General features: G+C 64.9%; 21 protein-coding genes. 4 read left to right on the forward strand and 17 right to left on the reverse strand.

Annotated features, from left to right (window positions below; translation table 11 throughout):
• Positions 1–123: 123 nt before the first annotated feature.
• From AC3WOS_RS16510 to AC3WOS_RS16530, 5 genes are all read right to left on the reverse strand, one after another.
• Positions 124–1,221, reverse strand: coding sequence for a TIGR03118 family protein (locus AC3WOS_RS16510; RefSeq protein ID WP_492717109.1), 1,098 nt, complete (start codon positions 1,219–1,221; stop codon positions 124–126).
• Positions 1,222–1,333: 112 nt separating this feature from the next.
• The gene (locus AC3WOS_RS16515; protein WP_492717110.1) at positions 1,334–2,065 is read right to left on the reverse strand and encodes a TorF family putative porin; all 732 of its coding nucleotides are present in this window, start codon (positions 2,063–2,065) and stop codon (positions 1,334–1,336) included.
• Positions 2,023–3,357 carry a S8 family peptidase gene (locus tag AC3WOS_RS16520; RefSeq protein ID WP_492717111.1) on the reverse strand — a complete coding sequence of 445 codons (1,335 nt, stop codon included), beginning with the start codon at positions 3,355–3,357 and terminating at the stop codon, positions 2,023–2,025. The genes AC3WOS_RS16515 and AC3WOS_RS16520 overlap by 43 nt, the downstream gene beginning before the upstream one ends.
• Entirely contained in the window at positions 3,354–4,019 is a 666-nt protein-coding gene (locus AC3WOS_RS16525; protein ID WP_492717112.1) for a zf-HC2 domain-containing protein, read from the reverse strand. Before AC3WOS_RS16525 ends, AC3WOS_RS16520 begins: the two co-directional genes overlap by 4 nt.
• Positions 4,016–4,603 carry an RNA polymerase sigma factor gene (locus tag AC3WOS_RS16530; RefSeq protein WP_492717113.1) on the reverse strand — a complete coding sequence of 196 codons (588 nt, stop codon included), beginning with the start codon at positions 4,601–4,603 and terminating at the stop codon, positions 4,016–4,018. Before AC3WOS_RS16530 ends, AC3WOS_RS16525 begins: the two co-directional genes overlap by 4 nt.
• A 236-nt stretch (positions 4,604–4,839) precedes the next feature.
• On the opposite strand from AC3WOS_RS16530, the gene AC3WOS_RS16535 reads away from it, so the two are divergent.
• Positions 4,840–6,789: a sensor domain-containing diguanylate cyclase gene (locus AC3WOS_RS16535; RefSeq protein WP_492717114.1), complete on the forward strand. Its 1,950-nt coding sequence runs from the start codon at positions 4,840–4,842 to the stop codon at positions 6,787–6,789.
• A 93-nt stretch (positions 6,790–6,882) separates the two neighbouring features.
• The gene (locus AC3WOS_RS16540) at positions 6,883–7,728 is read left to right on the forward strand and encodes a hypothetical protein (protein WP_492717115.1); all 846 of its coding nucleotides are present in this window, start codon (positions 6,883–6,885) and stop codon (positions 7,726–7,728) included.
• A 29-nt stretch (positions 7,729–7,757) separates the two neighbouring features.
• On the opposite strand, the gene AC3WOS_RS16545 is transcribed toward AC3WOS_RS16540, so the two are convergent.
• Positions 7,758–8,732, reverse strand: a complete 975-nt coding sequence (locus AC3WOS_RS16545) for a hypothetical protein (RefSeq protein WP_492717116.1) — start codon at positions 8,730–8,732, stop codon at positions 7,758–7,760.
• 578 nt (positions 8,733–9,310) lie between these two features.
• On the opposite strand from AC3WOS_RS16545, the gene AC3WOS_RS16550 reads away from it, so the two are divergent.
• On the forward strand, positions 9,311–10,360 hold the full coding sequence (locus AC3WOS_RS16550) for a LacI family DNA-binding transcriptional regulator (protein ID WP_492717117.1): 1,050 nt from the start codon (positions 9,311–9,313) through the stop codon (positions 10,358–10,360).
• Positions 10,361–10,528: 168 nt separating this feature from the next.
• Positions 10,529–11,782: a maltoporin gene (locus AC3WOS_RS16555; protein WP_492717118.1), complete on the forward strand. Its 1,254-nt coding sequence runs from the start codon at positions 10,529–10,531 to the stop codon at positions 11,780–11,782.
• Positions 11,783–11,972: 190 nt separating this feature from the next.
• Here AC3WOS_RS16555 and AC3WOS_RS16560 read toward each other — a convergent pair whose 3' ends face one another.
• The 11 genes from AC3WOS_RS16560 to AC3WOS_RS16610 form a co-directional block, all read right to left on the reverse strand.
• On the reverse strand, positions 11,973–13,223 hold the full coding sequence (locus tag AC3WOS_RS16560; protein WP_492717119.1) for a glycerate kinase type-2 family protein: 1,251 nt from the start codon (positions 13,221–13,223) through the stop codon (positions 11,973–11,975).
• Between the two features lie 48 nt (positions 13,224–13,271).
• Complete coding sequence (locus AC3WOS_RS16565; RefSeq protein WP_492717120.1) at positions 13,272–14,570, reverse strand: ABC transporter substrate-binding protein; 1,299 nt, start codon at positions 14,568–14,570, stop codon at positions 13,272–13,274.
• Between the two features lie 10 nt (positions 14,571–14,580).
• The gene (locus AC3WOS_RS16570) at positions 14,581–15,756 is read right to left on the reverse strand and encodes a dihydrodipicolinate synthase family protein (protein ID WP_492717121.1); all 1,176 of its coding nucleotides are present in this window, start codon (positions 15,754–15,756) and stop codon (positions 14,581–14,583) included.
• A gap of 13 nt (positions 15,757–15,769) precedes the next feature.
• Complete coding sequence (locus tag AC3WOS_RS16575) at positions 15,770–17,359, reverse strand: GMC family oxidoreductase (protein ID WP_492717122.1); 1,590 nt, start codon at positions 17,357–17,359, stop codon at positions 15,770–15,772.
• Positions 17,360–17,370: 11 nt separating this feature from the next.
• The gene (locus AC3WOS_RS16580; protein ID WP_492717123.1) at positions 17,371–18,165 is read right to left on the reverse strand and encodes a 3-ketoacyl-ACP reductase; all 795 of its coding nucleotides are present in this window, start codon (positions 18,163–18,165) and stop codon (positions 17,371–17,373) included.
• A 2-nt stretch (positions 18,166–18,167) separates the two neighbouring features.
• Complete coding sequence (locus AC3WOS_RS16585) at positions 18,168–19,676, reverse strand: GMC oxidoreductase (protein ID WP_492717124.1); 1,509 nt, start codon at positions 19,674–19,676, stop codon at positions 18,168–18,170.
• Positions 19,676–20,788 carry an ABC transporter ATP-binding protein gene (locus tag AC3WOS_RS16590; protein ID WP_492717125.1) on the reverse strand — a complete coding sequence of 371 codons (1,113 nt, stop codon included), beginning with the start codon at positions 20,786–20,788 and terminating at the stop codon, positions 19,676–19,678. Before AC3WOS_RS16590 ends, AC3WOS_RS16585 begins: the two co-directional genes overlap by 1 nt.
• Before the next feature lie 3 nt (positions 20,789–20,791).
• Positions 20,792–21,655, reverse strand: coding sequence for a carbohydrate ABC transporter permease (locus tag AC3WOS_RS16595; protein WP_492717187.1), 864 nt, complete (start codon positions 21,653–21,655; stop codon positions 20,792–20,794).
• 47 nt (positions 21,656–21,702) lie between these two features.
• Entirely contained in the window at positions 21,703–22,623 is a 921-nt protein-coding gene (locus AC3WOS_RS16600) for a carbohydrate ABC transporter permease (RefSeq protein ID WP_492717126.1), read from the reverse strand.
• A 78-nt stretch (positions 22,624–22,701) separates the two neighbouring features.
• Positions 22,702–23,958 (reverse strand): ABC transporter substrate-binding protein, encoded by a 1,257-nt coding sequence (locus AC3WOS_RS16605; RefSeq protein WP_492717127.1) that lies wholly within the window; start codon positions 23,956–23,958, stop codon positions 22,702–22,704.
• A 129-nt stretch (positions 23,959–24,087) separates the two neighbouring features.
• Positions 24,088–25,617, reverse strand: coding sequence for an aldehyde dehydrogenase family protein (locus tag AC3WOS_RS16610; protein WP_492717128.1), 1,530 nt, complete (start codon positions 25,615–25,617; stop codon positions 24,088–24,090).
• Position 25,618: the final 1 nt, after the last annotated feature.

Here is a 25,618-nt window from a genome sequence, read left to right on the forward strand (position 1 = left end):
CGCCACTCCATCTTGCTCTCGATCGAGCTTTCATGCACGGGGGCGAGAAATCCTTCCTCATGAACGGTTACGTCCCCGATTTTTGCGCTCCCATTATTTCCGTTATGCCGTCCCGACCGGCGCCTACTTCAGGTCGATGCGGCCATACTGCCCGTGCGTTTCGTCCTTGGGCCCGGCCGCGAAGAACAGCGTGTTGGTGGGCTGGCTGTTGAGGCCGTTGCCGAAGGCGATGCCCCACAGGCCGTCGACCACCAGCGGCATGCCGTCCGCCCCGCTCAGCACGCCCTTGGCGGCGCCGTTGGCCGGGTCGTAGACGTTGATCTTGCCGTCGCCAAAGTTCCCCACCAGCAGCATGTTGCTGTTGCTGCCGAAATCGGCGGGCGCCATCGCGATGCCCCAGGGCGCATTGAGGGCGCCGCCGCTCACCAGCTGGCGCACCAGCACGCCGCCCGTGGTGTACACGTCCAGCACGCCCGCGCCGGGGCCGGCCTGCTCATCGTCGCCGCTGGCGGCCCGCTTGGCGTAGGCCACGTAGATGCGGTCACCGATGGCCTGGATGCCGAACGGCGCATAGCCGGCCGGCAGCCCCGGGTCGGTGAAATTGCCGGGCAGGCTGACCTTGGCGAAGCTGGTGTCGAACACGTCGACCCGCATGTTGTGGAAATCGGCCGCGTACAGGTAGTTGGTGCCGCCAAAGCTGCCGATGGCCAGTCCCTTGTAGACGGCGCCGGCGCCGCTGCCGTCAAACACCGTCATGGCCGTGGTGGCGTTGACGGACGGCGACCAGGCCGCGATCATGCCGCTCTCGGTGGCGAACAGGAAGGGGCTGCTGCCGGTGACGCCGCCGGAAGTCAGCTTGAAGTCCGTGCTGCCGTTGTAGACGATGCCGGTGGGTGCGTCGGGCGTGCTGACCACCAGCGATTGCGGCACGCCGTTGCCGTCGTACAGGGTGGATTTGGAGGTGCCGTTGTCGGCCACCCAGACAAACCCTTTCGGGTTGAAGGCCACGCCCCAGCCATTGACGAGGTTGGCATCCGTATGGGACGCCGGGATGACGGCGTCCGACACCAGGCTGGTGACGGCGTAGCTGCTGGTGACGGTGGGCGGCATGTAGCTGCCGCCCCCGCCGCCATAACCGCCGCCGCAGCCGGCAAGGGCCACGGCCAGGCCGGCGGCCAACCAGGCGCCGGCCAATTTGTGCATGCTGTGCGAGGTACTCATGGTGCTTCCTTTCAGCGAGGTGGGCGAGGTAACGCTGCCCGTTCATTCCCGCACGGGGCCGCAAGGTTTCTTGTCGCGTGAAAAAAAGCGCCGGCGCGCCGCAAGACTGCCGCTAGAAGGCGTAGGCCACGCTCAGCACCAGCGCCTGCCTGGATGGCGCCGCGTAGTAGGAAGATGAATAAGCGGCGCCGGTTCCCCCGCGCGACGAGGCGGCCACCCACGCCAGCTGCACGTCCCAGTCGCCCAGCGCCGCCGCCAGGCCCAGGCGGCCGTCGTAGCGGGCCGGCAGGCCGGCGCTGTCGCTATCGCGCGGCAGGTAGCGCAGCACGCCCCCGTGCGCCACCAGCCTGACCTTGTCGTGCAGGGGATAGAAGCCGTTCACCTCGGCGTAGGCCGTGCGCAGGTCGCGCCCGAAATAGCGGGGCGAATAATACAGCCGCAAGCCGGTCCGCTCCGACGCCAGGCCCGCATACCATTCCATGTAATCGCTGTCGTGGCTGCGGGTGTAGCCGGATGCACTGGCGCCCGCCTCCCAGCTCCAGCCCGAGGCCAGCCGTCGCGCCAGTCCGCCGTAGGCCGTCAGCTGCACCGTGTCGCGCTCGCGCAGGTTGGCGCCGGCCGCCTGCGCGCCCGCATACCAGCCACCGGGACTGTCATAGTTCAGGCCCAGCTGGGCCGAGGGATGGCCGTCGCTCAGCGACAGGCCGCGAAAACGGTAATCCGATATCAGCGCTACGCTGCCGCTGGCCTGCGCCGCCGCTCCGCCGGCGGCCAGCAGCAGCGCCAGCGCCAGCGCCCCGTTCAGGGCCGGCGGCTGGAGTGCAGGGTGACGGCGCCCGTGCATGAACAGGAACAGGCGCCCGTGGTGTGGGCGATGGTGGCACATGCGTCGATGGTAGCAGCATTTGAGCCCGTGCCTGGCACCAGCAGGCGTTCCAGTTGCGCGCCGTCGGCCCCGGGCCGCAATTCGGCCAGCAGCGCCAGCATGCCCGTCACATGGGCCGCCGCGTAGGAGTTGCCCGACACAAAATGCCAGCCCCCACCCGCCAGGCTGGCCGGCACATCCTGCCCCGGCGCCAGCACGGCGCCGCCCTGCGCTGACGGCGCGGACGGCATGGCCGCCTGCGACCCGTGCGGGCCCGGCGCGGCGCGGCCCTGCTGGGCCACGGCGATCACGCCCCGGTGCGAGGCGGGAAAGGCCGGCGCGCCGCCCTGCGGATCGATGGCGCCCACCACGCTGATGCCGCGCGCCAGCGCCACGTCCAGCAGCCGGTCCAGCAAGCGGTCCGGCGGCCCTGACAGGCTCAGGTTGATGATGCGCGCCTCGTGCAGGATGGCGAAATTGAGCGCCTTGCCCAAGGTAAAACTGCTGCAGCGCGCACCCTGCCCGGCCCGCTGCCAGCAGGCCCGCAAGCCCATCAGCCGGGCGCCGGGTGCCACGCCCAGGATGCCCTGCCGTCCGCCGCGCGCCGCGATGATGCCGGCCACCGCCGTGCCGTGGGTTTCCGGCACGTAGGCGCTGCCCTCGACAAAGTTTTCCGCCAGCGCCAGCTGGCCGTCCAGGTCGGGATGGCGGGCGTCGATCCCGCTGTCGACCACGGCCACGGACACGTTGCGGCCCGTGGCCGCCCGGTGCAGCTCGGCCACGTGCCAGTAGCGCGCGCTCGGCTGCACCGGGTACAGGGGAGGCGCGGCGCCATCCATGCCGGAGTAGATGGCGACCGGCTGCGCCCATTCCACACGGGGATCGTGCGACAGCAGGTCGGCGATGCGGGCCGGCTCGCTGCCGGAGGGCGACTCCATCACATAGCAATCGACGCCCAGCGTGGGCATGGGCCAGTCGCCGACCAGCTTCAAGCCATGCAGGCGGGCCAGTTCCTCTGCGATGCGGTGGCGCGCGCTGCGCCCGCCGTCGTCGAGATAGCGGCCGCCGTAGCCGGCGTCGGGCCGGAAATGGGGCGGCGGCAGGCGCAGCATGACCAGCAGCTGACGCTGCGGTGCTGCCGCGTCGCCGGACGGGACAGCCTCGTCCGGCGACGCGGGCGTGCCGGCCGGGTCATTGCCGCTGTGGGCGGCGGCCAGCTGGCAGGCCAGGGTCAGCGCGCCCGCCATCAGCGCGCGCAGCAGCGTGTTCACGGCGGCGTTCCTCCGTCCAGCGTCTCGGCCAGCGCCACGGCGGCCTCCCCGCGCAGGCGGGCGCGGGCCTGTTGCGGGTCGGGCACGCTGAGCAGGTAGGCATCCGTCACGGTGGGACCGTCCACCACGTGGGCGCCGTTGGCCTGCAGGATGCGGCGCAGTTCCCGTTCCGCCGTCTCCGGCTTGAACACGACCACCAGGTTGCCGCCGGCCGCCGCCGCGCCCAGTACGTGGTAATTGCCCTGGTCGGCCGCCGGCCGTACCAGCAGCACGGCCAGCCCCGCGATGACGGCGAACTGGGCCGCCACCGCCCAGCGCAGCCAGGACGCGTCGTTGGCGGCCAGCCGGCGCCACCAGGGCAGGAGCGGCCCGGACGGCGATGCGTCCAGCCGCGGCAGCAGGCGCGCCAGCGCTGCCTCCATGTCCGGCGCCGGCGCCACATCGCCGGCCGGCGACGCCGTGGGGCCACCGTCGGCCAGGGCGGCGGCGGCGTGCAGCCGGCGTTCGAATTCGAGCTCGCTACGGCATGCCTGGCAAGCGGCCAGGTGCGCTCGCACGGCGGCGCTGTCGGCCGCATCGAGCCGCTCGGCCGCGTACCAGGGCAACAGCGCCCGCGCGGCCTCATGTGCTGGATCCGCCAGCGCGACGGTATGGCCGTTCATTTGTACTCCTCCATCTGGCCCGCCAGCAATTCCTTCAATTTATGGCGCGCGTGAAACATGCGGGTCTTGACCGTGTTGACGGGGCAGTCGACGATTTCGGCGATATCGGCGTAGCCCATCTCGTGATAGTAGGTCAGCACCATCACCATGCGCTGCGGCAAGGGCAACAGGGCCAGGGCCTGGTCCAGCATTTGCCGCAACTGGCGCCCTGCCAGCCGCTGCTCCGGTTCCAGCTCGGGACCGGCCGGGTACAGCTCGGCGTCCGACTCGAGCGGCTCGTCGCTCAGCCGCAAGCCCTTCAAGGCCTTGCGGTAGGCGATGGCGAAGATCCAGGTCGACACCTTGCAACTGCCGTCGTAGCTGGCCGCCTTTTGCCACACCACCAGCATGGTGTCGTTGATGATCTCCTCGACCAGCGGCACACTGCGCACCATGCGTCCCAAAAACCGGCCCAGGCGGGGGAAATAGGCGCGGTACAGCTGTTCGAAGGCGTGCCTGTCGCCGGCCACGATACGGCCCAGCAACTGCGCCTCGCCGTCGCCGGCCCCGGCCGTCTTTCCGTCCGGATTCCGCCCTTCCCGCATACCCGTTCTCCTTTGATCGCCTGTTAATGCCTCAAGGCAGCAAAAAGGTTCTACGCCAGCTGCGCGCCAACCAGAAAGCCATGCTATCACCATGGCGCCGGCGTGACGCGCAGGCTAGCGTGGCGCGGGCCCACCGCGCACACAGTTCGTCGCGAAATGACAGTGACATACCGTCACTAATCTCGTACAGTGGAACCTTGGCACCAGGCTAGGCGCATACGACCACGAGATACCCCATGACCGTTCAGCAGACCGACGCTTCGTCCAACAAGCCCCTGTTCCATTACTATGCCGCCATGACGTGGCTGCTCGCCTTGCTGGCCTGCCTGTACATCGGCACCAGCGCGGTCCGGGTCTACCAGCACAAGCGCCAGCTGGAACAGCAGACCGCCCAGCAGCTGCAAAACGTGGCGCTCGGTACGCGGCGCGCGCTGGGGTTGCAGATGGGACAGCTGCTCGCCACCGAGAACATGGTCGCCAAGGAAGTGGGCGACCATTTCCCGCCCGACCTGGCCAGCGCCGACGCCGGCCAGGTGGCCGCCCTGCAGACCCTGCTGACGCGGGAAGCGGCCGGCAACGACGACATCGAGCTGCTGGGCGTGGCCAACCGCGCCGGACGGGTGCTGTACATGTCGAACAACGTGACCACGGTGCAGCAGGGCGACCAGATCGACGTATCCGCCCTGCAGGCCGATCCGGCGCGCGCCACGGCCATCACCGTCTACCACGGCGGGCCCCGCTCGGCCTGGCCCAGCGGCTTTGTCGTGGTGCGGCCCGTGCGGGGGCCGGACGGCAGCCCGCGCGCCTTCGTGTTCGCCCTGCAAAGTCACGACGCATTGCAGCACCGGTTGCGGGAACAGGAGCAGGCCGGCTTCTCGCTGGGCCGGCACAGCGTGGTGGCGATCGTGCAGACGGCCGGCAACCGGCTGGCGTTCCGCTATCCGATGGCCGGCGCCGTCATCGGCGCCACCATCCCGGCCATCGCGCGCACGCCGTTCCGCGACCAGCCCCAGCTGAGCTACTGGATCTCGCCGTACGATCACATCCGGCACCTGGTGTACGAACTGCCCATGCTCAACGGCGCCTACGCGCTGCGGGTGGAAGCGGCGGAACTCGATTACCTGGCGCCCTGGTATGCGGAACTGATTTTCAGCGGCCTGAGCGCCATGCTGCTGCTGACGGCCGTGGCGCTGCTGCTGCGCCTGGTGCGCCAGGGTGCGCGCCAGGCAGCCCAGCTGCATTTTGACAAGGAACAGCTCGACATCGGCGCGCGGGCCATGGCGCGCCTGATCGCCACCGCCCCCGTCGCCCTGGTCCAGGTGCGCCTGGACGATGGCTTGCTGCTGCGCGCCAATCCGGCCTTCGGCCACCTGTTCGGCGCCATGCCGGGCGAGCAGCTGCACCTGGCGGCGGCGCTGTTTGCCAATCCGGCCGTGTGGCGCGAACTGTGCGCCGGTGCCAGGCTGGCCGGCGCGGCCGAGGGCCGCAGCATGGAAGTGACACTCAACGTGGGCGGCGCCACCCGCCATGCCCAGGTGTCGGTGGCGCCGCTGCCGTCCAAGCAGCACGAGCCGCGCGAATTGCTGCTCAGTTTTACGGACACGGAAGCCCAGCACGTGCGCGAGCAAGCCTTGGCCGACATCGCCTATACCGATCCGCTGACCCAGCTGGCCAACCGGCGCGCCTTCTTCCAGCAGGCCGAGGCCGCGTTCGCCATCGCCAGCCGCTACCAGCGTCCGCTGGCGCTGCTGATGATAGACCTGGACCACTTCAAGCTGGTCAATGACAACCACGGCCACGCGGCCGGCGACGCCGTGCTGGTGCGCACGGCCAGCTGCCTGCGCCACAGCGTGCGCCATGCCGACCTGCCGGCGCGGCTGGGCGGCGAGGAATTCGTCGTGATGCTGCCGGAAACGACGCTGGCCGAGGCCCAGGAGACGGCAGAACGCATCCGCAAGACCATCGAACAGTCGCCGCCGGCCCAATACGAGGGGTGCACCATCGCCGTCACGGCCAGCGTGGGCGTGGCCATGATGCGCAGCGACAGCAAGGGCATAGAGGCCATCCTCAACGAAGCCGACATGGCACTGTATGCGGCCAAGCAAACGGGCCGCAACAAGGTGGCCATAGCCCCGGCGGAAACGGACCTGGCCGCACCGCAGGCGCAGGACGAGGCGGCGCAATAAGGCCACTGCCGGCGCCGTCGCGGTATGTGTCAGAATGGCGGCCACGAACACACAACCCCAGGCTGGCCATTGCGGTCGGCGTCGCCCAGGCAGATGCAGAAAATTACTTCAGAATTAACACGGCTCTATCTTCCCTCCAGTACGGTCCTGGCGTCCGCGCTGGCGCAACAACTGGCGGGACAGGCCGCGCCGGGCCTGCCCCTGACGACGGACGATGGATGCACGCGCGCGCTCGTCATCGCCTTCCGCAAGCAGGCCGGCGACGGGCCGGAACAACACTGGACGCGCCTGTGCGCCGTGGCCAACGCCCTGCAAACGCAGCTGGGCTTGCCGCCGCCAGCCGTGAGCATCACCGCCAGCGACGGCTACCGCCTGTGGCTGTCGCTGGAGACGCCGGCCCCGCTGGCCCAGGTGGCAACCTTTATGGCGCTGCTGCATGCGGTCTACCTGCCGGACGTGGCAAGCCAGCCCGGCGTTACCGCCGCCCCGGTGCAGCTGCCGGAACTGCCACCCAGCCTGCACCAGCCCAGCGGCAAGTGGGCCGCCTTCATCCACCCGGATCTGGGCGCGTCGTTCGCCGACGAGCCGGGGCTGGACATGGCGCCGCCGGCCGCCGCCCAGGCCGCCCTGCTGGAACGCTTGCACAGCATAGGCGCGCCGCAGTTCCAGGCCGCCCTGCATCAGCTCGAACAGATGCACGGGGCGGCAATACAGGAAATGGCGCCGGAGACGGCCGCCGCAGGGCCGGAGACGGCGACGCCGGCCACTGCGACACCCGCTACCGGGATCGCGGCGCCGGCCACGGCCACCGCGACGCTCGCTATCGGCGCCGCAGCGCCGGCAGGCTTGCTGCTGAAGGATGCGACTCTGGACGATATCGTGCGCTTCCTGCACGCGAAAAATATCGAACCGACCTTCCGTCACCTGCTGCCGAAATAACGGGCCGCCGCGCCTGGCGGCGCCACGCGCTAGCCGGTCATGCGCTCCCAGCCGGCCCGCACCGCCTCCTTGAATCTATCCCAGCGCGATTCCGGATGCTGCCTTTCCCACTCGCTCTGCAGTTGCGGCTCCACGTCCTCCCACGCGCCACCCTGGTAGGTCGCGCGGTTCGCCATCGAGGCGCCGTAGCGGTAGGCCGGGTCGTATTCCTGGTAGGTGCCGCCGATGTAGGAATAGGTGTCGAGCCAATGGGCACGGAAATACGTGTCCTCGCCGATGCCCAGTGCATCGCCGCGCTGGATGTTCAGGCTGCCCTGGTTGGGAGTGGGATAGATGCGGGCCGCCGCGCCCTGCTGCGCGTCGGCCGCGGCGCCGGGATCGCCCGGCCCCAGCGGCATGGCAGCCGGCGATGCGGCCCGTTGCATCGAGTCCGATGGCGGCGTCCCTTGCTGCGAAGCTGCCCCGCCAGCTGACGCGCCGGACTGCGCTGCCCCCATCTGCGCCCCGCCGCCCGATGCGGATGACGCCATATCGCGCTGCGGCGGCCCGCCTTGCTGCGAGCCCATGCCCGACTGTTGCATGGCCGCGCCGGCCGGCGCCGCCCCGCCGGCCTGCCATTGGTCGGCAGCCTCTCGCGCCCGCGGCCGTTCCATATCGAGCGGCCCGAAATTCTGGACGATGATGGCGGCCCGTTCGGCCTGATCATGGTTTGGGGCCCGCACGGTCAGGACGACATGGCCGCGCCGGATCGCCTCGGCGTACAGGCGGTGGTCGCGGTGTTCGCCGCCGAACAGCCGGCCAAAGAAATGGCGGATGCTGTCGACCAAGGTTTCGTCGGCCGCCCCCGGGGCGGCGCCAGTATCGAACTGCTGCGCCGCCCCGGTCGCGCTGGTGGCGTCGTTCAGCTGGATGGTGTTGCCGTCGAAGCCGGCGCTAACCAGCGCGTCGCGCGCGTAGTTGGCGTCGGCGCGGCTCTCGAATACGGCTGCCAAAGTGTGTGTCATGATGAACTCTCCCATATCGGACGGCGCCTGAGCATGGCATGGCGCCTGCCTTCCCCTGCCCGCTCAGTGTACGCCGGCGGCCAGCAAACCCGCGCCAGATTGGCACAGCAGCAAGCTCCAGCCTGACCGGCAATACCAATTTCATCAGCGAAAGCGCCCATTCGGCGCTACGCCAGGCCGCCCCGTACCGAAACCGGAACGGCCGATGGCTGGACGACCGGCGAGGGCGAGCGCGCCACAGTACTCAACTCGGCGATCGGCACGGCCGATTTCCTGTCGGGCGGCAGCCGCTACATGGGCCCCGCGACAAGCCGCTCCACCCTCATCGCGGCCAGCACCGTCGATCCCATCCTGGGCGCTCTGCTGGGGTCGACGGTCTATTCCGGCAACTACGCCTACCGCACCGAAGACAGCGCCATGGGCGATCAGCCTGATGGGCATCGGGCTGGTGCGGCGCAAACCCGAAACACTGCACAGGAATCAGGTCCCGGAGTCACCAGGCATTCCTTGAATTGCAACGTTCCAAAATACAGAAATCTGCTAATATCTGCTTACCTCCAATTTGCACGACCTGCCCCATGGCCGCAACACCTGCTCGAAAAAAATCAGCCCCAACAATCATCGATATTGCCAACCTGTCAGGTCTATCTAAGTCGACAGTGGCAATGGCGCTGAAACACAGTCCGCTGATCAAACAGGAAACTGCTACAAAGGTTTGGAAGGCAGCGCAGGAGCTAGGCTATGTTTACAACCGTAGCGCAGCCAACTTGCGACAGAAAACCAGCAACATCGTCGGTTTGGTGATCCATGACTTGGGCAACCCCTTCTTCGTCGAGATGTTGATCGGGGCGGAACGGATACTGCTCGAAGCCGGCTATTTAACCCTGATGGCGCACACGTCGGAACGGCTGGACATTCAAGCCAAAGTCCTTAACTCCATGCGCGAGCATAACGCGGCCGGCATCATCATCTGTCCCGCATTCGGCACTCCCGACAGCCTGGCAGCGGAACTGCAAGCCATTTCCATGCCACTCGTCGTGGTCATGCGACCGCTCAACGATGCTCATTCCGACACGGTAGGCTGCGACAACATCAACGGTATGCAGGCGGCGACACGCCACCTGATCGACCTGGGACACCGGCGCATTGGTTTCATCGGCCGCAAGAGCGGCAACAATGTGTCGGAGCAGCGTGCGTTGGGTTACCTGCAGGCGATGCGGGCTGCGGGATTACCGGTGCAGGACAACTGGATCATGGATGTACCTATTACAGCGGCGGGCGGGCGCCAGGCGATCGCCCTGCTGGGTACCATTTCCCCACAACCGACCGCCGTTGTTTGCTATAACGACGCCGTCGCACTTGGTGTCCTCAATGAACTGGACGTTCAGGGCAAGCGCGCAGGACGCGATCTTGCAGTAGTCGGGTTCGATGATATCGCTGCCGCCGCGCATTCCTCTCCGCCGCTGACGACCATGTCGGTAGGACCGGCCCAATTGGGCGAAATTGCCAGCCGAATTTTGCTCAGCCGCATTACCGGTCAGGACGTTACGCCCGAACCTAAACGCTACTACGCCAATCCCAAGCTGGTGGTACGCGAATCGAGCGGCCCTCCGCTCGCAAAAAACTAAACTCGCCCCACGCGTACCTTCCAAGCAACAACTGATTGACGCCCAGTTCATTTCTCCCTACTATTGGAACGTTCCAATTCAACGTGGAACGGCGCTGACGGAATCCAACCACGGCCCAAATACTCGCGCATTCAGCGTGGGATTTTTGATTTACATAGAGGAGACAAAATGAATAAATTAATGACGCGCGCTCTGCCGCTCGCAGCTGTCCTGGCCTTGGCCTACTGCCCTGCACAGGCAGATGAGGAAGGTTTTCACGGCTACTTCCGGGTCGGCGCAGGCACGTCCACCAGCGGCTCGCATGGCCCGCAAAGCTGCTACGGCTTGGGCGGCAATACCATGAAGTACCGGCTGGGAAATGAATGCGACGCTTACTTCGAAGGCGGCTACACCAAGGAACTGGCCCAGTCCGACGGTGTGCGCTATGTCGGTACGCTGTGGGTCAACGAGTACAGCCCGAAATCGGACTTCGGCGATGCCAAGCTCGGTATCGTCAAAGCCTATGTGGAAGCGAAGGGGCTCGATTTCCTCAACGGCGGTACGGCGTGGATAGGCAAGCGTTACTATTTCCGGCCAGACATTCACATGCTCGACCTGCAGTACATCAACTTCAACGGTACCGGCGCCGGTCTGGATCAAGTGAAGGTGGGGCCAGGCAAGTTCGCTTACGGCTTCTTCAAGGACAACGACGCCACTTCGACGGACGCAGCGGGCAAGGTCACCACCACGGCTGCCACGCGGCAGAACTTCATCTACCAGGACATCCCGCTCAACGACAATGGCACCGTCGACCTGGCCACCTCCATCATCACCGCACAGGGCGACTCCAAGATAGCGGCCCCTTTGCATAATGGTTGGCAGGTGTCCCTGTTCCACAAGCAAGACAAAGTCTACGGCGGCGCCAACACGTTCGGCGTCCAGTATGGCGTTGGCCCCGGGGTTGGCGTGGGCAATGACCGGATTGGCGCCGCCGGCAGCACCCTGCTTGGTTCAGACGTGACGCGGCTCCGTATTTTCGACGACGTCTGGGTCCAGCCGAGCTGGAACTTCGGCATGGAAATGGTCGCCCTGATGCAAAAGGACAAATCCGACGCCAACGGTTCGTCCACCTGGACCTCCTTCGGCCTGCGTCCCGTCTATGCGCTGAACAAGAATCTCAAGCTGGTAATGGAGCTTGGCACCGATCGTGTGACATCGGCAACCGGCGGCCCGGCACAGCGTCTGACCAAAGTGACATTCGCGCCAACCATTTCCGCCGGTCCCGGCTTGTGGGCGCGGCCGGAGTTGCGCGCCTTCGTCACCTACGGCAAATGGAACGACGCCGCGACGGCTGTCGTCAACGCTGCCAACAATTCGGGACCAGTCTACAACAACGGCACAAGCGGCGCCTCGTTCGGCTTCCAGGTAGAGGCCTGGTTCTGAACAGGTAATTTCGCCTGATACGAACCAAGGGGAGGCACCGCAAAGCGGAGCCTCCCCTGTTTTCCCCATACAAAATGCTGCTTGACGGGTTCTTGCGCGGACCTGGCTTAACGAAGCAGCACAGCATGTCGGCACTGCCGTTCGGCAGCACATTTTTTCGCCTCTCCTGCAGCCAGATACCCGCAACAGTTCACTCAATCAAAATAGCGCGAAAATCATTGACGTTGGTCTGGGTCGGACCGCAAACAACGAGGTCGCCCATGGCGGCGAAGGCACTGTAAGCGTCATGGTGCTGGAGAAAATTGCCCAGCTCTATGCCGGCGTCACGTGCCCGATGCGCACTGTCGGCCAGCCATATGGCGCCCGCATTGTCCTCGCTGCCATCGACACCGTCCGTATCGCACGCCAGCGCATGTATGCCCGAAGTGCCGCGCAGCGCCAGGCCCAGCGCCAACAAGAACTCCGTGTTGCGGCCGCCGCGCCCTGGTGTTTCGGCACCGAACGTCACCTTGGTCTCCCCCCCGGACAGCAGGACCGCTGGCCCCTTCACCGGCAGGCCGAAGCGCTGGGCCGACAACGCCATTCCGGCATGCATGACCGCCACCTCGCGTGCTTCGCCCTCGATACAGTCGCTCAGGATCAGCGGCGTCAAGCCCAGTTTCCTGGCACGCTCGGCGGCAGCGCGCAAACTCTGCATGGGCGTCGCGATCAGCTCAGTTCGACAATGGGAATAATCCCCGGGTCGGGACGTGGCAGCCGCCTCCAATGCCGAACGCATGGCGGGCGTCAAGGAGACGCCCAGCCGCAGAGCGATAGCAAGTGGCGCTTCCTGGCCCGATACCGGCGGCACGGTCGGTCCCGAAGCGACCAGGGAAGCATCGTCGCCAGGCACGTCCGAAATCACCAGCGTCAATACCCGTGCCGGCCACGCCGCCAGCGCCAGTTTGCCGCCCTTGATCGTCGACAGGGCCTGGCGGATCAAGTTCAATTCCCGTATCGTCGCGCCGGCCTGGAACAAGGCGCGCGTCAGTTGCTGCTTGTCGGCCAGCGTCACGCCAGGGACCGGATCAACGAGCACCGCCGAACCGCCACCGGACATGAGGCTGATCACAAGGTCGTCCTCGTTCAATCCGGACACGGCCTGGCGCAGCGCCAGGGCGGCCGCCACGCCATTCTGATCCGGAAACGGGTGCGCCGCTTCAAGGACACGAATCTGCCGGCACGGCACGGCATGGCCATAGCGCGTCACCACCACGCCCTCGAGTGGCCCAGGCCACAGGAGTTCGAGTTGCGCCGCCATCTCGGCTGCGGCCTTGCCCGCGCCGATGACGACGGTTCTCCCCTTTGGCGGGGACGGTAAAAAAGCGTGCATGCGCTTGGACACTTGCGCAGCGGCGACAGCTATTTCAAACAAATCTAGCAGGATGGCACGGGGATTCATATCGATTGATTAGTAGTTAGGTAGGGAAACAGGAACAACGCGCGCAGCTCAGGCTATGCGCTTGGCGGCCGCTATCTGGTCAGCCAACAGACGTATGGCGCTTGCCTCACTCATGAGCGAGTGGAAATGGGCATGTACCACTGCGAGCACAGCATCCTTTACAGCATCGGTCGTCGCGTGCTGATAAGTCAGCGACCCCAGCATGGTGCCGTTCGCGATGGCCTCCCGCCGATCCTGGATAGCGGCTTGCGCGCATGTATCGAAGCCGGCGCCGCTGATATCCAGGCGGGCCGGAATGGAGCCTTTCGCCAGGTTGAATCGGAGCTGTACTTGCTTGCTCATCACTGTGTCGACCAGCGCGGCCAAGGTATCCCGGCCGGACGCTGCGCGCAGTTGCAAGATGCCGAAGAAGTCGGATAAAAAAAGATAGCTGCCTTGCGTACCGGGCGCGGGCAGGCACAGGAAATCACGCTGCGGCGCCATGCCAGCCGACAGGAATTCGTCTTTGACCCATTCACCCATGATCTGCATGGCGGCGGCGCCGCGCGTGACCAGCGCGGTGGTGGCGGACCAGCTACGCTGATCGTAGGCCGGATCGACCATACCGCTGAGTAAGCGCATCTGCTTGAATACGGCGAGCATGACTTCACTGTCCAGGGCCGCCGCATCGTTCCCGATCAGCGCGGCACGATAGAACGCCGGACCGCCGATACCCAGTGCGACGCTCTCGAACAGCGTCGCCTCCTGCCAATCCTGCCCGCCCAAAGCCAACGGGATCACATCCATCGACTGCAATTTTCCTGCCGCCTCGTTGAATTCTTCCCAACTGGCGGGCGGATCGATGCCGGCCCGCTCAAACACCGCTGCATTGGCCCATGACCAGTTCGAGCGATGCATGCCGAGCGGGACGCCGTGCAGCTGGCCACCATTGATCATGAATGGCCGCAGCACCTCCGGCAATGCTGCCTGCCATCCGCTGGCGTCGACTATGCCGCCGAGGTCCGCCAAAGCGCCGGACTGTCCCCAAGCACGCAGTTCCTCGCCATGCATCTTCATGGCAAGTAACTTGCGATCAGCGGCCTGGGTCCGCTGCAATAGCGGCTGCCGATCGGTATCGTCAATCAATTGACTCTGTAGCCGCAACCCCTGTGCCGCCAGTGCCTCGACGATGGCGCCGAGCGCCGTCAATTCGGCCCGGCCACTCCAGCGATGGTGGAAGACAACATCCTGGTCGGGATCAGGTACCAAGCTCGCTGGCGTATCGGACGCCCTGGTGGCCGTCTTCGTGACCTCGGCGCTCATGTCGGCATGGGACTGCGACACACGTTCACCTGCTGATCGTTCCATGGTTCGCCTGTCAGTCGCGGTGTGTGATGCCGGCCAACACACGCATCAAGTCGCGCATGCGGGTCGTTGCCAGTTCGGGACGAATCAGCACGCCGCTGGCGTCGGCCAGCCGGAATACCTGCGCATAGTGTTGCGCACAACGTGCCGACTGCAGGCCAGCCACCATGGAAAAATGCTCCTGATGTCCGTTGAGCCACGCCAGGAACACCACGCCCGCCTTGTAGTGCCGCGTCGGCGCGCGGAATATCTCGCGCGACAGTGCTACGGTGGGCGCCATCCTGGCCAGGTAGCCCGCCTCGTCGCCGCCGGCCAGTGCCTGCAACGCGCTGGCCGCCACCGGCGCGATCGGATCGAAGATTCCCAGTAGCGCGTGGGAGTGGTGCACACCGTCGCCGGCAATCAATTCACCGTAATTGAAATCATCGCCCGTATACATCAACACCCCTGCCGGCAAACGGGCGCGCAGCGCGGTCTCCCAGCGCGTCTCGAGCAGCGAGATCTTGATGCCCTCGATCTTGCCCGCGTGACGACGAATGATCTCCAGCACAGTCTCCATGGCCACGGACACGTCCTCTGCGCCCCAGTAACCTGCCAGCGCCGGATCAAACATCGCGCCCAGCCAATGCAGCACAACCGGCCCGCGCACTTCACTCAATATACGGTCATAGACATAGAAATAATCGTCGGCGCTGCGTGCCAATGCGCAGAGCGCGCGGCTGGCCATCATGATCGCGCGCCCCCCTTCGCCTTCCACGGCCTCGAACTGCTCGCGGTAGGCCGCCACGACATCGTCCAGGGTGCTTGTCGTCGTCAATTCCATCTGGTCGGTACCGGCGCCGCAGGCCAGGTCGGCACCGGGGATGGCACGCGCATGACGCAGACTACGCTGGATCAATTCCCGCGCCTGGGGCCACGCCAGGCCCATTCCCCGCTGGGCCGTATCCATCGCCTCCGCCACTTTGAAGCCCATGCCGTACAGGTAGGCGCGAAAGCCGAGGGTGGCGTCCCAGTCGATGGCGGGTACGCCATCCCATGGATCGCTTGCCCGGCAAGGGTCGATCACAACGTGCGCCGCCGCATAAGCGACACGATTGAAAGGCAGCGCCGGCACGGCGGGTGCCGGGTCATTATTTTGTAGCTGGTAACGCTGTAACGAGCCATCCTGCGCAGGTAAGATCAGGTTCATGTTGTGGTCCCTTTCAGATTTTTCCGAGTATATGATCTGCACCCTTTTCGGCGATCATGATGGTGGGCGCATTCGTGTTACTGCTGTTGAGGCGAGGCATGACGGACGCATCGATCACCCTCAGGCCTGCCACGCCGCGAACGCGCAGCGCGGTATCGACCACCGCATCGGCATCGCTGCCCATACGGCAGCTACCGGCCGGATGATGATCGGTCTTGGCATGGGCGCAGGCATAGTCGAACAAAGCGGCGTCGGACATGACGGAGGAGCCGGGCAACACTTCCTTCAACACAAAGCGTTTCAATGCGGCTTGCCCCAGTACCTCGCGCGCCAGCTTCAGCCCGCGCAGCGACATGGCGCGGTCGTAGGGGTCGGCCCAGTAATTGGGGTCGATCAATGGCGCTGCCTTGGGATCGGAACTGGCGAGGCGCACCGTGCCGCGCGAGCGGGGCCGCAGGAATGCCGAGTTGAGCGTCACGCCGGCATGCTTCATTTTCGACACGCCAGCCTCGATGCCGGAACCCAGGCCGAGGTGGAACTGGATGTCCGGCGAGCGTGCCCCTTCGTCGGCATACCAGAAGCCGCCTGTCTCGAACAGACTCGATGCGACCGGCCCCTGTTTCAACAGCAGATACTGCAGTCCGGCCAGGGCCGCGTTCCAGGGCCTGGCGTACTTGTCGTAGGTATGGTCGCCGGTGCACTCTGAAATCGCGAACAGGTCAAGGTGATCCTGCAGATCCGATCCCACGCCAGGCAGGTCGTGCAGCACGGGCACGCCCACGGCCCGCAGATGGTCGGCCGGGCCTATCCCGGACTGCATCAACAACTTGGGCGAGCCGATGGCACCGCAGCTGACGATCACCTCGCGCTCGGCCCGCAAGGTCTGCGGCAGGCCGGCACGATCGAGCATGACCTGCACGCCAACGGCGCGGCCATGCTCAAGCACCAGGCGCAAGGTCTGCACATGCATGCGTACCGTCAGATTCTTGCGCCCGAGCGCGGGGCGCAGGTAGGCCGTGGCGGTCGAAGAGCGGCGGCCGTGCAGCTGCGTCAACTGGTAGTAGCCGAGGCCATCCTGACGCTCGCCGTTAAAATCAGGATTGAACGGCATCCCCATTTCCTGTCCCGCCTGGAAGAACGCCTCGCAGATGGGCAGTGGACTGATGGGATTTGACACACCGAGTGGTCCCTCGTAGCCGTGAAAACGGTCGGCGTAGCGCTGATTGTGCTCCGCACGTTTGAAGTAGGGAAGCACGTCCTGGTAAGCCCAGCCGTTGGCACCGTGCAAGCCGGCCCACTCGTCATAGTCGGCGGCGGCCCCGCGCGTGTAGATCTGCGCATTGATCGACGATCCCCCGCCGATCACTCTGGCCTGGGTATAGTTCAGCACCCGCCCGTTCATGTGGCGTTGGGGTACGGTGGACCAGCCCCAGGCGCCTATCCCCTTGGTCATCTTCGCAAACCCTGCGGGCATGGAAAAGAAGGGGTGGCGGTCATTGCCACCGGCCTCGAGCAGCAATACGCGCACCGACGGGTCGGCGCTCAAGCGCGCAGCCAGGACGCAACCGGCCGAGCCGCCTCCGACGATGATGTAATCGTACATGTTGACTCTCCCTACAGACGTGCTATGGACAGGCCGCCGTCGGCCTGGATCACGGTGCCGGTGGCGAAACCGAACTGGCCGCCAGCCAGGCAGGCCACCATATGACCAATGTCATCGGGCTCGCCCCAGCGGCGCATGGGCACCAGGCCGTCGGCGAACCGCTGTTCGTATTTGCTGGCCACGCCGGCCGTCATGTCGGTCCGGATGACGCCCGGCCGGACTTCAAACACGGCGATGCCCAATTCAGCCAGGCGCAGGGCGTACAGGTTGGTCATCATGCTCAGGCCAGCCTTGGACATGCAGTATTCGCCCCGCTCGGGCGACGCCATGGTCGCGCTAACGGAGGAAATCGTGATGATGCTGCGCGCGCAGCCTGCCTTGGGGACGGACGCGGCCATCGCCTTCGCCACGGCCTGGGTCAGGAAGAAGGTACCGCGCAGGTTGGTGGCGATGACCACGTCAAATGCGGACGGGCCCAGCTCCAGCAGATCGCCACGTTGGGGAGAGCCTATGCCGGCATTGTTCACCAGGCAGTCAATGCCGTTCCCCCAGGAGCCGACCTGCTCTACCAGCCGTGCGCTGGCGTCGATGTCTTTCAGGTCGGCGCCGACGAACAGGGCGCGCGCGCCGGCCGCCTCGATCGCCGCCAGGACGGCATCCGTCGCCCCGTCTTGCGTGATGCCGCTGATGGCCACGTCGTAGCCGGCATGCGCCAGCGCGAGCGCAATCGCGGCGCCGATACCGCGCCTCCCGCCGGTGACCAAGGCCGTTGCCCTGGCGTGCTTCGTCTTCGTGTTATGTTCCATGATTAAATAGTTGCCAGATTGGAGTTGATATGGGCACCGACGCGCAGCGCCTGGGCCGCGATGGTCAATGCCGGATTGAGTGCGGCGGATGACGGAAAGAAGCCGGCGTCAACCACGTAGAGGTTGTCGTGCTGCCAGCTCCTGCAATAGGGATCCAGGACGGACGTGGCGGGATCGTCGCCAAACCGTACCGTGCCGCATTGGTGCGACGGCGTATCCATGCCGAATCGTCGCCCCAGCACCAGCGGAAATCCCGCCTTCCTGAGCATGCGTTTGGCGCGTTCGACCAGGCGTTGATGCGTGCCCAGGTTAGTCCGATGCCAGTGCAGCTGTACTTGTCCGGAATTGGTCAGTTGCACGCGGCTGTCCGGGTGCGGCAAGTCCTCTGACATGGCGTACAAATCGACGCTGTGGCGCGCCAGATACGATAGTGCCGCCTCGGGCACCCACGGCAAGGCGCCCCGCAGCATGACCGGCTGAATCTTGCCCAGCATCTGGATGTTCCCCAAGGCCGCGCCGCCCTCGCCGTCACCCTCATAAAAATCGTTCAGCACGACGGTCTTGGGGAAACGGGTGGCATTGACGTGGCGCGGATCGATCGCCATCAGCGCCGTGCAATTGTGGTTCATGAAATTGCGGCCCACCTGGCCGGACTGGTTCGCCAAGCCGGCCGGGTGGCTGGCACTGGCCGAACGCAACAGCAATACCGCGCTGTTAATCGCCCCGGCAGCCAGTACGAACAGCCGGGCCGTTACCCGGACTTCCAGGCCATTGCGCCGCACCACCGCGGTGGAGATGCGCCGCCCGTCGGACTCGGTTTCCAGCCGCAGCACTTCACTGCCTGTCCACAGCGTGACATTCGAATGCGCCAGCGCGGGGCGCAGCAGGCGCGTCTCGGCATCGCCCTTCGCGTCTATCGGGCAGGGATAGGCATCGCAACTGGCGCAGCGCACACAACCACCGCCGGCATGCAATCCGATCGACGAAGGCATATGAAAAGGACGTAAGCCCTGTGCCAGCAAGCGCCCCGACAGGCGATCCATCACCGGCTCATGCGGAACCGGCCCGTGCGGGAATGGACTGCTGCGCGGCGGTTCACAAGGGTCTTCGCCCGCCGCGCCATGCACCTGAAACAGGCGCTCGGCCAGGCCATACCATGGCTCCAGCTCCGCATAGGAGACCGGCCACGCCGGCGACATGCCATCCTCCTGCATCGTCGCCATGAAGTCCCGCTCACGAAAGCGGAACATCGCGGTGCCGAAAAACTTGGTGTGGCCGCCGACGAAGTAGTACTGTCCGGGCCGAAACGGCCTGCCCCTGCCGTCAAGCCAGGTTTCGTTGGCGCGATAGCGCAGCTGACCGAAATTGGCTTCCGGATCGGCGTTTTCCGGTTCCCGGGGGAGGTGTTCGCCTCGCTCCAGGATCAACACCCGTAGTCCCGAGCTGGCGAGAGACCAGGCGACAGCCGAGCCTCCCAAGCCGGAACCGATGATGACGATGTCGGCGTCCATTAGCGTATCCTTTGCTCCGTATCGCCATCAAACAGCACCAGCTTGGCCAGGTCGATGGTGAAATCGGCCTGCTGGCCGGGCCGGTATTGGGCATCGGCTGCGAGCCGCGCCGTGACCTCGTGACCGGCCATGCGCAGCACCGTCAGCGTGTCCGGACCGGTCGGCTCGGTCACCTCCACCAGCGCCGTTACTTCCCGTGTGGCGTGACTCTTGACCAGGTTGCCATTACCGATGGCCTCAGGCCGCAGGCCGGCAATAACCTGGCGTCCGGCATAGCGCTGCACCGCGGCACTTTGCGGCGGTAACGTCATCCGCATGGCAGGCACGCCCTCCTTGCCGTCGAACACCAGAGCCAGGTCGGCGCCCGCTTGCTCGATGCGGGCCGGAATCAGGTTCATCGACGGCGAACCGATGAAGGTCGCCACGAACATGGTATCGGGCGTGTTGTAGACCTCGGACGGGGTCCCCAGCTGCTGCAGCTCGCCGCCCTTCATTACCGCGATGCGGGTGGCCAGCGTCATGGCTTCGATCTGGTCATGGGTGACATACACAATGGTGGCGCCAAGGCGTTGATGCAGCTTCTTGATTTCGGTGCGCATGTCGACCCTCAACTTGGCATCCAGGTTAGAGAGCGGCTCGTCGAACAGGAATATCTTGGGCTTGCGTACCAGTGCCCGGCCCATCGCGACGCGCTGCCGTTGACCACCGGAGAGCTGGCCGGGGCGGCGCGTCAGCAAGGTTTCCATCTGCAGCATGCGTGCCACTTCCTTGACGGCGCGACTGCGCTCTTCCTTGGCCACGCCGCGCATCTCCATGCCGAAGCTGATGTTCTGCTCGACTGTCATGTTCGGGTACAGCGCATAGGACTGAAACACCATCGCAATGTCGCGCTTACTGGGGTGTAATTCGTTGACGCATTGCGTGCCGATCCGGATCTCGCCACCGCTCACGGAATCCAGTCCCGCGATCATGCTCAGCAAGGTGGACTTGCCGCAACCGGAAGGGCCGACCAGGACCAGGAACTCGCCATGCTCGATTTCGATATTGATTTTCTTGAGGATCTCGGTGGAACCGTACTGCTTGCAGACGTCCAGGATTTGCAGGGAAGACATGATTTAACCTTTCACAGAGCCGGCCATCAGGCCGCGCACAAAGTAGCGCCCGCCAAAGATGTAGACCAGCAGGGTTGGTAATGCGGCTATCATGGCCGTGGCCATGTGGACGTTGTATTCCTTCTCGCCGGTCGAGGTGTTGACCACGTTGTTGAGCGCCACCGTGATCGGCGCGCTGGCGCCGTTGGTGAACGATGCGCCAAACAGGAAGTCATTCCAGATATTGGTGAACTGCCAGATCACCGTCACCACGATAATGGGACCGGAACACGGCAACAGGATGCGGAAGAAAATGCGGAAGAAGCGGGCGCCGTCGATCATGGCTGCCTTCACCAGTTCGTCAGGGAAGGCAATGTAGTAATTGCGGAAGTACAGCGTGGTAAAGCAAATGCCGTACACCACGTGCACGAACACCAGGCCAGTGGTGGACGATGCCAGCCCCACTTTCCCCAGGAACGCCGCCATCGGGATCAGCACGATCTGGAATGGAATGAAGCAGCCGAACAGGATCAGGCCGAACAGCAGGTTCGAGCCGCGAAAGCGCCACTTGGTCAGCACGTAGCCGTTGAAGGCGCCGATCAGCGTGGACAGGGCGACCGCCGTGAATGCCATCTTGGTCGAGTTCCAGAAATAGCCTTTGATGCCATTGCACTCGAGACCGACACAGGCCTCGCCCCAGGCCTTGGTCCAGGCCGCCCCGGTCCAATGTTGGGGCAGCATCAGAATATTGCCGTCATAGATTTCAGTCAGCGGTTTGAACGACGTCAGCAACATCACGATCAGCGGCATCAGGTAGACCGCCGCCATGAACAGCAACATGCCGTAGATCAAAACCCGCGACACCCGGCCGCGCCGCCCCTGCACCATCAAGGGACTTTGCAAATGAGATTTGGACATAACGATACTCCTTGAGATCAGTGGGCCTTGGCGCCGCCGGAACGGGCTTCGGAATACAGATAAGGCACCATGATTGCAGCCACAGTGAGCAACATCATCACCGAGCTTGCAGCGCCCATGCCGAGCTGGTTGCGGGTGAAGGTATGGGCGTACATAAAGGTCGACGGCAGTTCCGTCGCGTAGCCTGGCCCGGTGCCGGTCAGGGCGACCACCAGTTCATAGCTCTTGATGGCAAGGTGCGACAGGATCACAAAGCTCGACAGGAATACCGGTCGCAACTGGGGAATAATGATGCGCCAATAAATACGGGGCAGCGTGGCGCCGTCGATCGATGCGGCCTTGATCATGTCCTGGTCGATACCGCGCAAGCCGGCCAGGAACATCGCCATGATGAATCCCGACGCCTGCCATACGCCGGCGATGACGATGGTGTAGATCGCCATGTCCTCCTGGATGATCCAGTCGAAGCGAAAAGCCGTGTAGCCCCAATCGTGCACCAGCTTCTCTATGCCCAGGCCAGGGTTGAGCATCCACTTCCAGGCGGTGCCCGTGACGATGAATGACAATGCCATCGGATAGAGGAAGATCGCGCGCAGGCTGCCTTCCTGGCGGATGCGCTGGTCGATGAGGATGGCCAGCAACAGGCCGATCACCAGGCAGATGGTGATATACAGCGAACCGAAAACCAGCAGATTATGGACCGCAACCTGCCAGCGGTCGTGGGTCAGTACGCGGGTGTACTGCAGCAAGCCGGCCCAGTCGAAGCGGGCATAGGACTTCGAGAGTGTGAACGACAGTATGGAGGTCCAGGCGATGAAGCCGTAGACGAAAACGAGGGTCACCAGGACGCTAGGGCCCAACACCAGCTTGGGCAGCTGTTGCTCCAGCCAGTCGGCGCAACTGCGCCCTGGCGTGGCATTGTGGGTGGATGCAGACATCGTATTACCTATCAAGAAAAGGGGAAAGCCAGACAGGCGCGGCACGACCGCGCCTGTCCGATGCAACGACCGCCTGTCTTACTTGCTGTTGGCGATGGCGGATACCAGTTGCTTGGTGGCTTCTGCCGGCGACTTACCCGAATTGAAGAACTTGGTAATGACGTCGATCGCCGCCGCCTTGGCGGCATCGGGCATCGCGTGGCCGTGCGCAAAGCTGCCCAGCATGGTGTTGTCCTTGATGGCCTGCTTCATATCGACCATCGACTTCTTGCCGCATTCGTCGAAGTTGTCCATCGGTACATCGGTGCGGGCCGGAATCGAGCCTTTGACGATGTTGAATTTCTCCTGGAATCCTTTGTCGAGCACGGCGCTGGCAAACACGGCCTGGCCGGCCAGCTGCTTGTCGCCCACCTTGAAGATGCCGAACTGATCCGAATTGAAGATGAAACTGCCTTCGGTGCCCGGATACTGGAAGCACAGGAAATCGACGTTGGGCTTCATGTGGCCCTTTTCGAACTCGCCCTTGGCCCAGTCACCCATGATTTGCATGGCGGCCTTCTTGTGATAGACCATCGAGGTGGCCAGGTTCCAGTCGCGCCCCGGGAAGTTCGGGTCGACCATGGTGCGCAGCTTCTGCATCTGCTCGAAGGCCTTCTCCATGGTCTTGCTGCCGAGCGCCTTGGGGTCAAGGTCAATCAAGGCTTGCTTGTAGAATTTCGGACCGCCGGCCGACAGCACCGCACTGTCAAAGATGGTCGCTTCCTGCCACGCCTGGCCACCGTGTGCCAGCGGGATGTAGCCGGCCTTGCGGATCTTGTCGGCGATCGCCACCATCTCGTCGAACGTCTTCGGCGGCGTCAGCTTCAGCTCGTCGAAGATCGCCTTGTTGGCCCAAATCCAGTTGGTCCGGTGAATATTGACCGGCACGGCCACCCAATGGCCTTTGTATTTCGAAAATTTCTGGACCGGGGCCGGCACCAGCTTGTCCCAGCCCTCCTTGTTGGCCACGGCGTCGATGTTGCCCAACAAGCCCTCCTCGGCGTAGTCGGTCACGGCAAAGCCCAGCATCTGCATCGCGTCGGGAGGATTACCGGCCGCCACGCGGGCCCGCAGCACGGTGCGGGCCTGGTCGCCGCCACCGCCGGCCACCGCGCTGTCCTTCCAGCTGTAGCCACGCTTGACCACATCCTCTTTCAGCACCTTCAGGGCGGCCGCTTCCCCACCCGAGGTCCACCAATGCACCACTTCGACCGTCTTCTCTTGCGCATGCGCGCCCATCGCCGCCGTCGCCAGTGCCAATGCCGCAGCCATTACCGTCAGGGTGTTCCGTTTCATCTTCGTCTCCAAAAAATGTCGAATTTGCTTCCGCGCCGAAGCCGGGAATTGGATGCGGTCTGTGCCGCATCGATCCACTAGTTAGTTGTTACGCGCCCTACAAAAATCTGCCGCTTGCATCCGTTCAAATCAGCGTGGCAGCCACCAGCCGGTACGAGGCCCCATGTGCAGCTGCACGCTCTTGGTTTCGGTATAGTCCTCGACCGCCTGCCGTCCCAGCTCGCGCCCGACGCCGCTGGCCTTGAAGCCGCCGAACGGCAGTTCCGGGTAACCGTCGAGGAAGGAATTGACCCATACCGTGCCGGCATCGATGCGGCGCGCCGCGCCCAGGCAAGTATCGATATCCCGGCTCCAGACGGCCGCCGACAGGCCGTACAAGGTATCGTTTGCCAACTCAATCGCGTGATCGAGATCGCGGAAACTGAGCACGGCAAGCACGGGACCGAACACTTCTTCACGGGCGACGGTCATGTCCGGGGTCACGCCACACAGGACGGTCGGCTGGAGGTAGTAGCCACTGCTGCCTGCATAGCGTTCGCCTCCCAGCGCCACTTGCGCACCGGCCTGGCGCGCCGCCTCTATGCTGTGCAGTACCCCCTCCAATTGCTGGCCGCTGACCATCGCGCCCACCTTGACCTCAGGGTGCAGCGGATCGCCCACCGGCACGGACCGGGCGCGCTCGATCACTGCCTGCGAGAAGCGTTCGACGATGGACTCGTGAACCAGGATGCGGCTGCCGCTATTGCAGCACTCGCCGGCGTTGAAATAGACGCCGAACACGACTGCGTCAACCGCCGCTTCCCAGTCGCAGTCGGGGAAGATGATCTGCGGATTCTTGCCGCCCAGCTCCAGCGCCACCTTCTTGAGCTGGCGGCCGGCGATGGCGCCGATCTCGCGTCCCACCCGTGTGGAACCGGTAAAGGAGATCATGTCCACCTCGGTATGCTCCACCAACGGCTGGCCCGCATCCGGTCCCAGTCCCGTGACGATGTTGACGACGCCCGCCGGCAGGCCCGCTGCGAGCAATATCTCGCCCAGCATCAGCGTGGTGCCCGATGTCAGCTCGCTCGGCTTGACCACGGCCGTGCAACCGGCGGCCAGGGCGAACGGCAGTTTCTGGCACAGTATCCAGAGCGGGAAATTCCACGGCGTGATCATGCCGACCACCCCAACCGGCTGGCGCAACACCACGCCCAGCATGTCCTCCCCGAGGCTGTTATAGCTCTCGCCGCAGAGGGTGCGCGCCAGCGCCGCCGCGTAGCGCCACAAACCGGCGCATCCTGCCACTTCGCCCCGGGCCTGGCTCAAGGGCTTGCCGGACTCCATCGTCTCCTGCATCGCCAGCTGCTCCAGACGCGCCTCGATGCCGTCGGCAACGCGCAACAGCAGACCGGCACGCTCGGCCCCCTTCATCGCCGGCCAAGCCCCCTTGCGCAAGGCATTCCTGGCGGCACCTACCGCCAGCGCCACATCGGCCGGGGTGGCGGCGGCATAACTGGCTACTGCCACCCCATGGGCCGGACTGGAACGATCCAATCGCTGGCCGCCAAGTGCCTCGCGCCACTCGCCGGCAATCAGCAAGCGGCCAACATAGGGCGGTGCAGGCGATGCCGGCGGCGCCATGGTGTAGAGCTGTTGCGCCGAAGTTGTTTGCGTCATT

This window comes from Rugamonas sp. FW305-51, assembly GCF_058786935.1.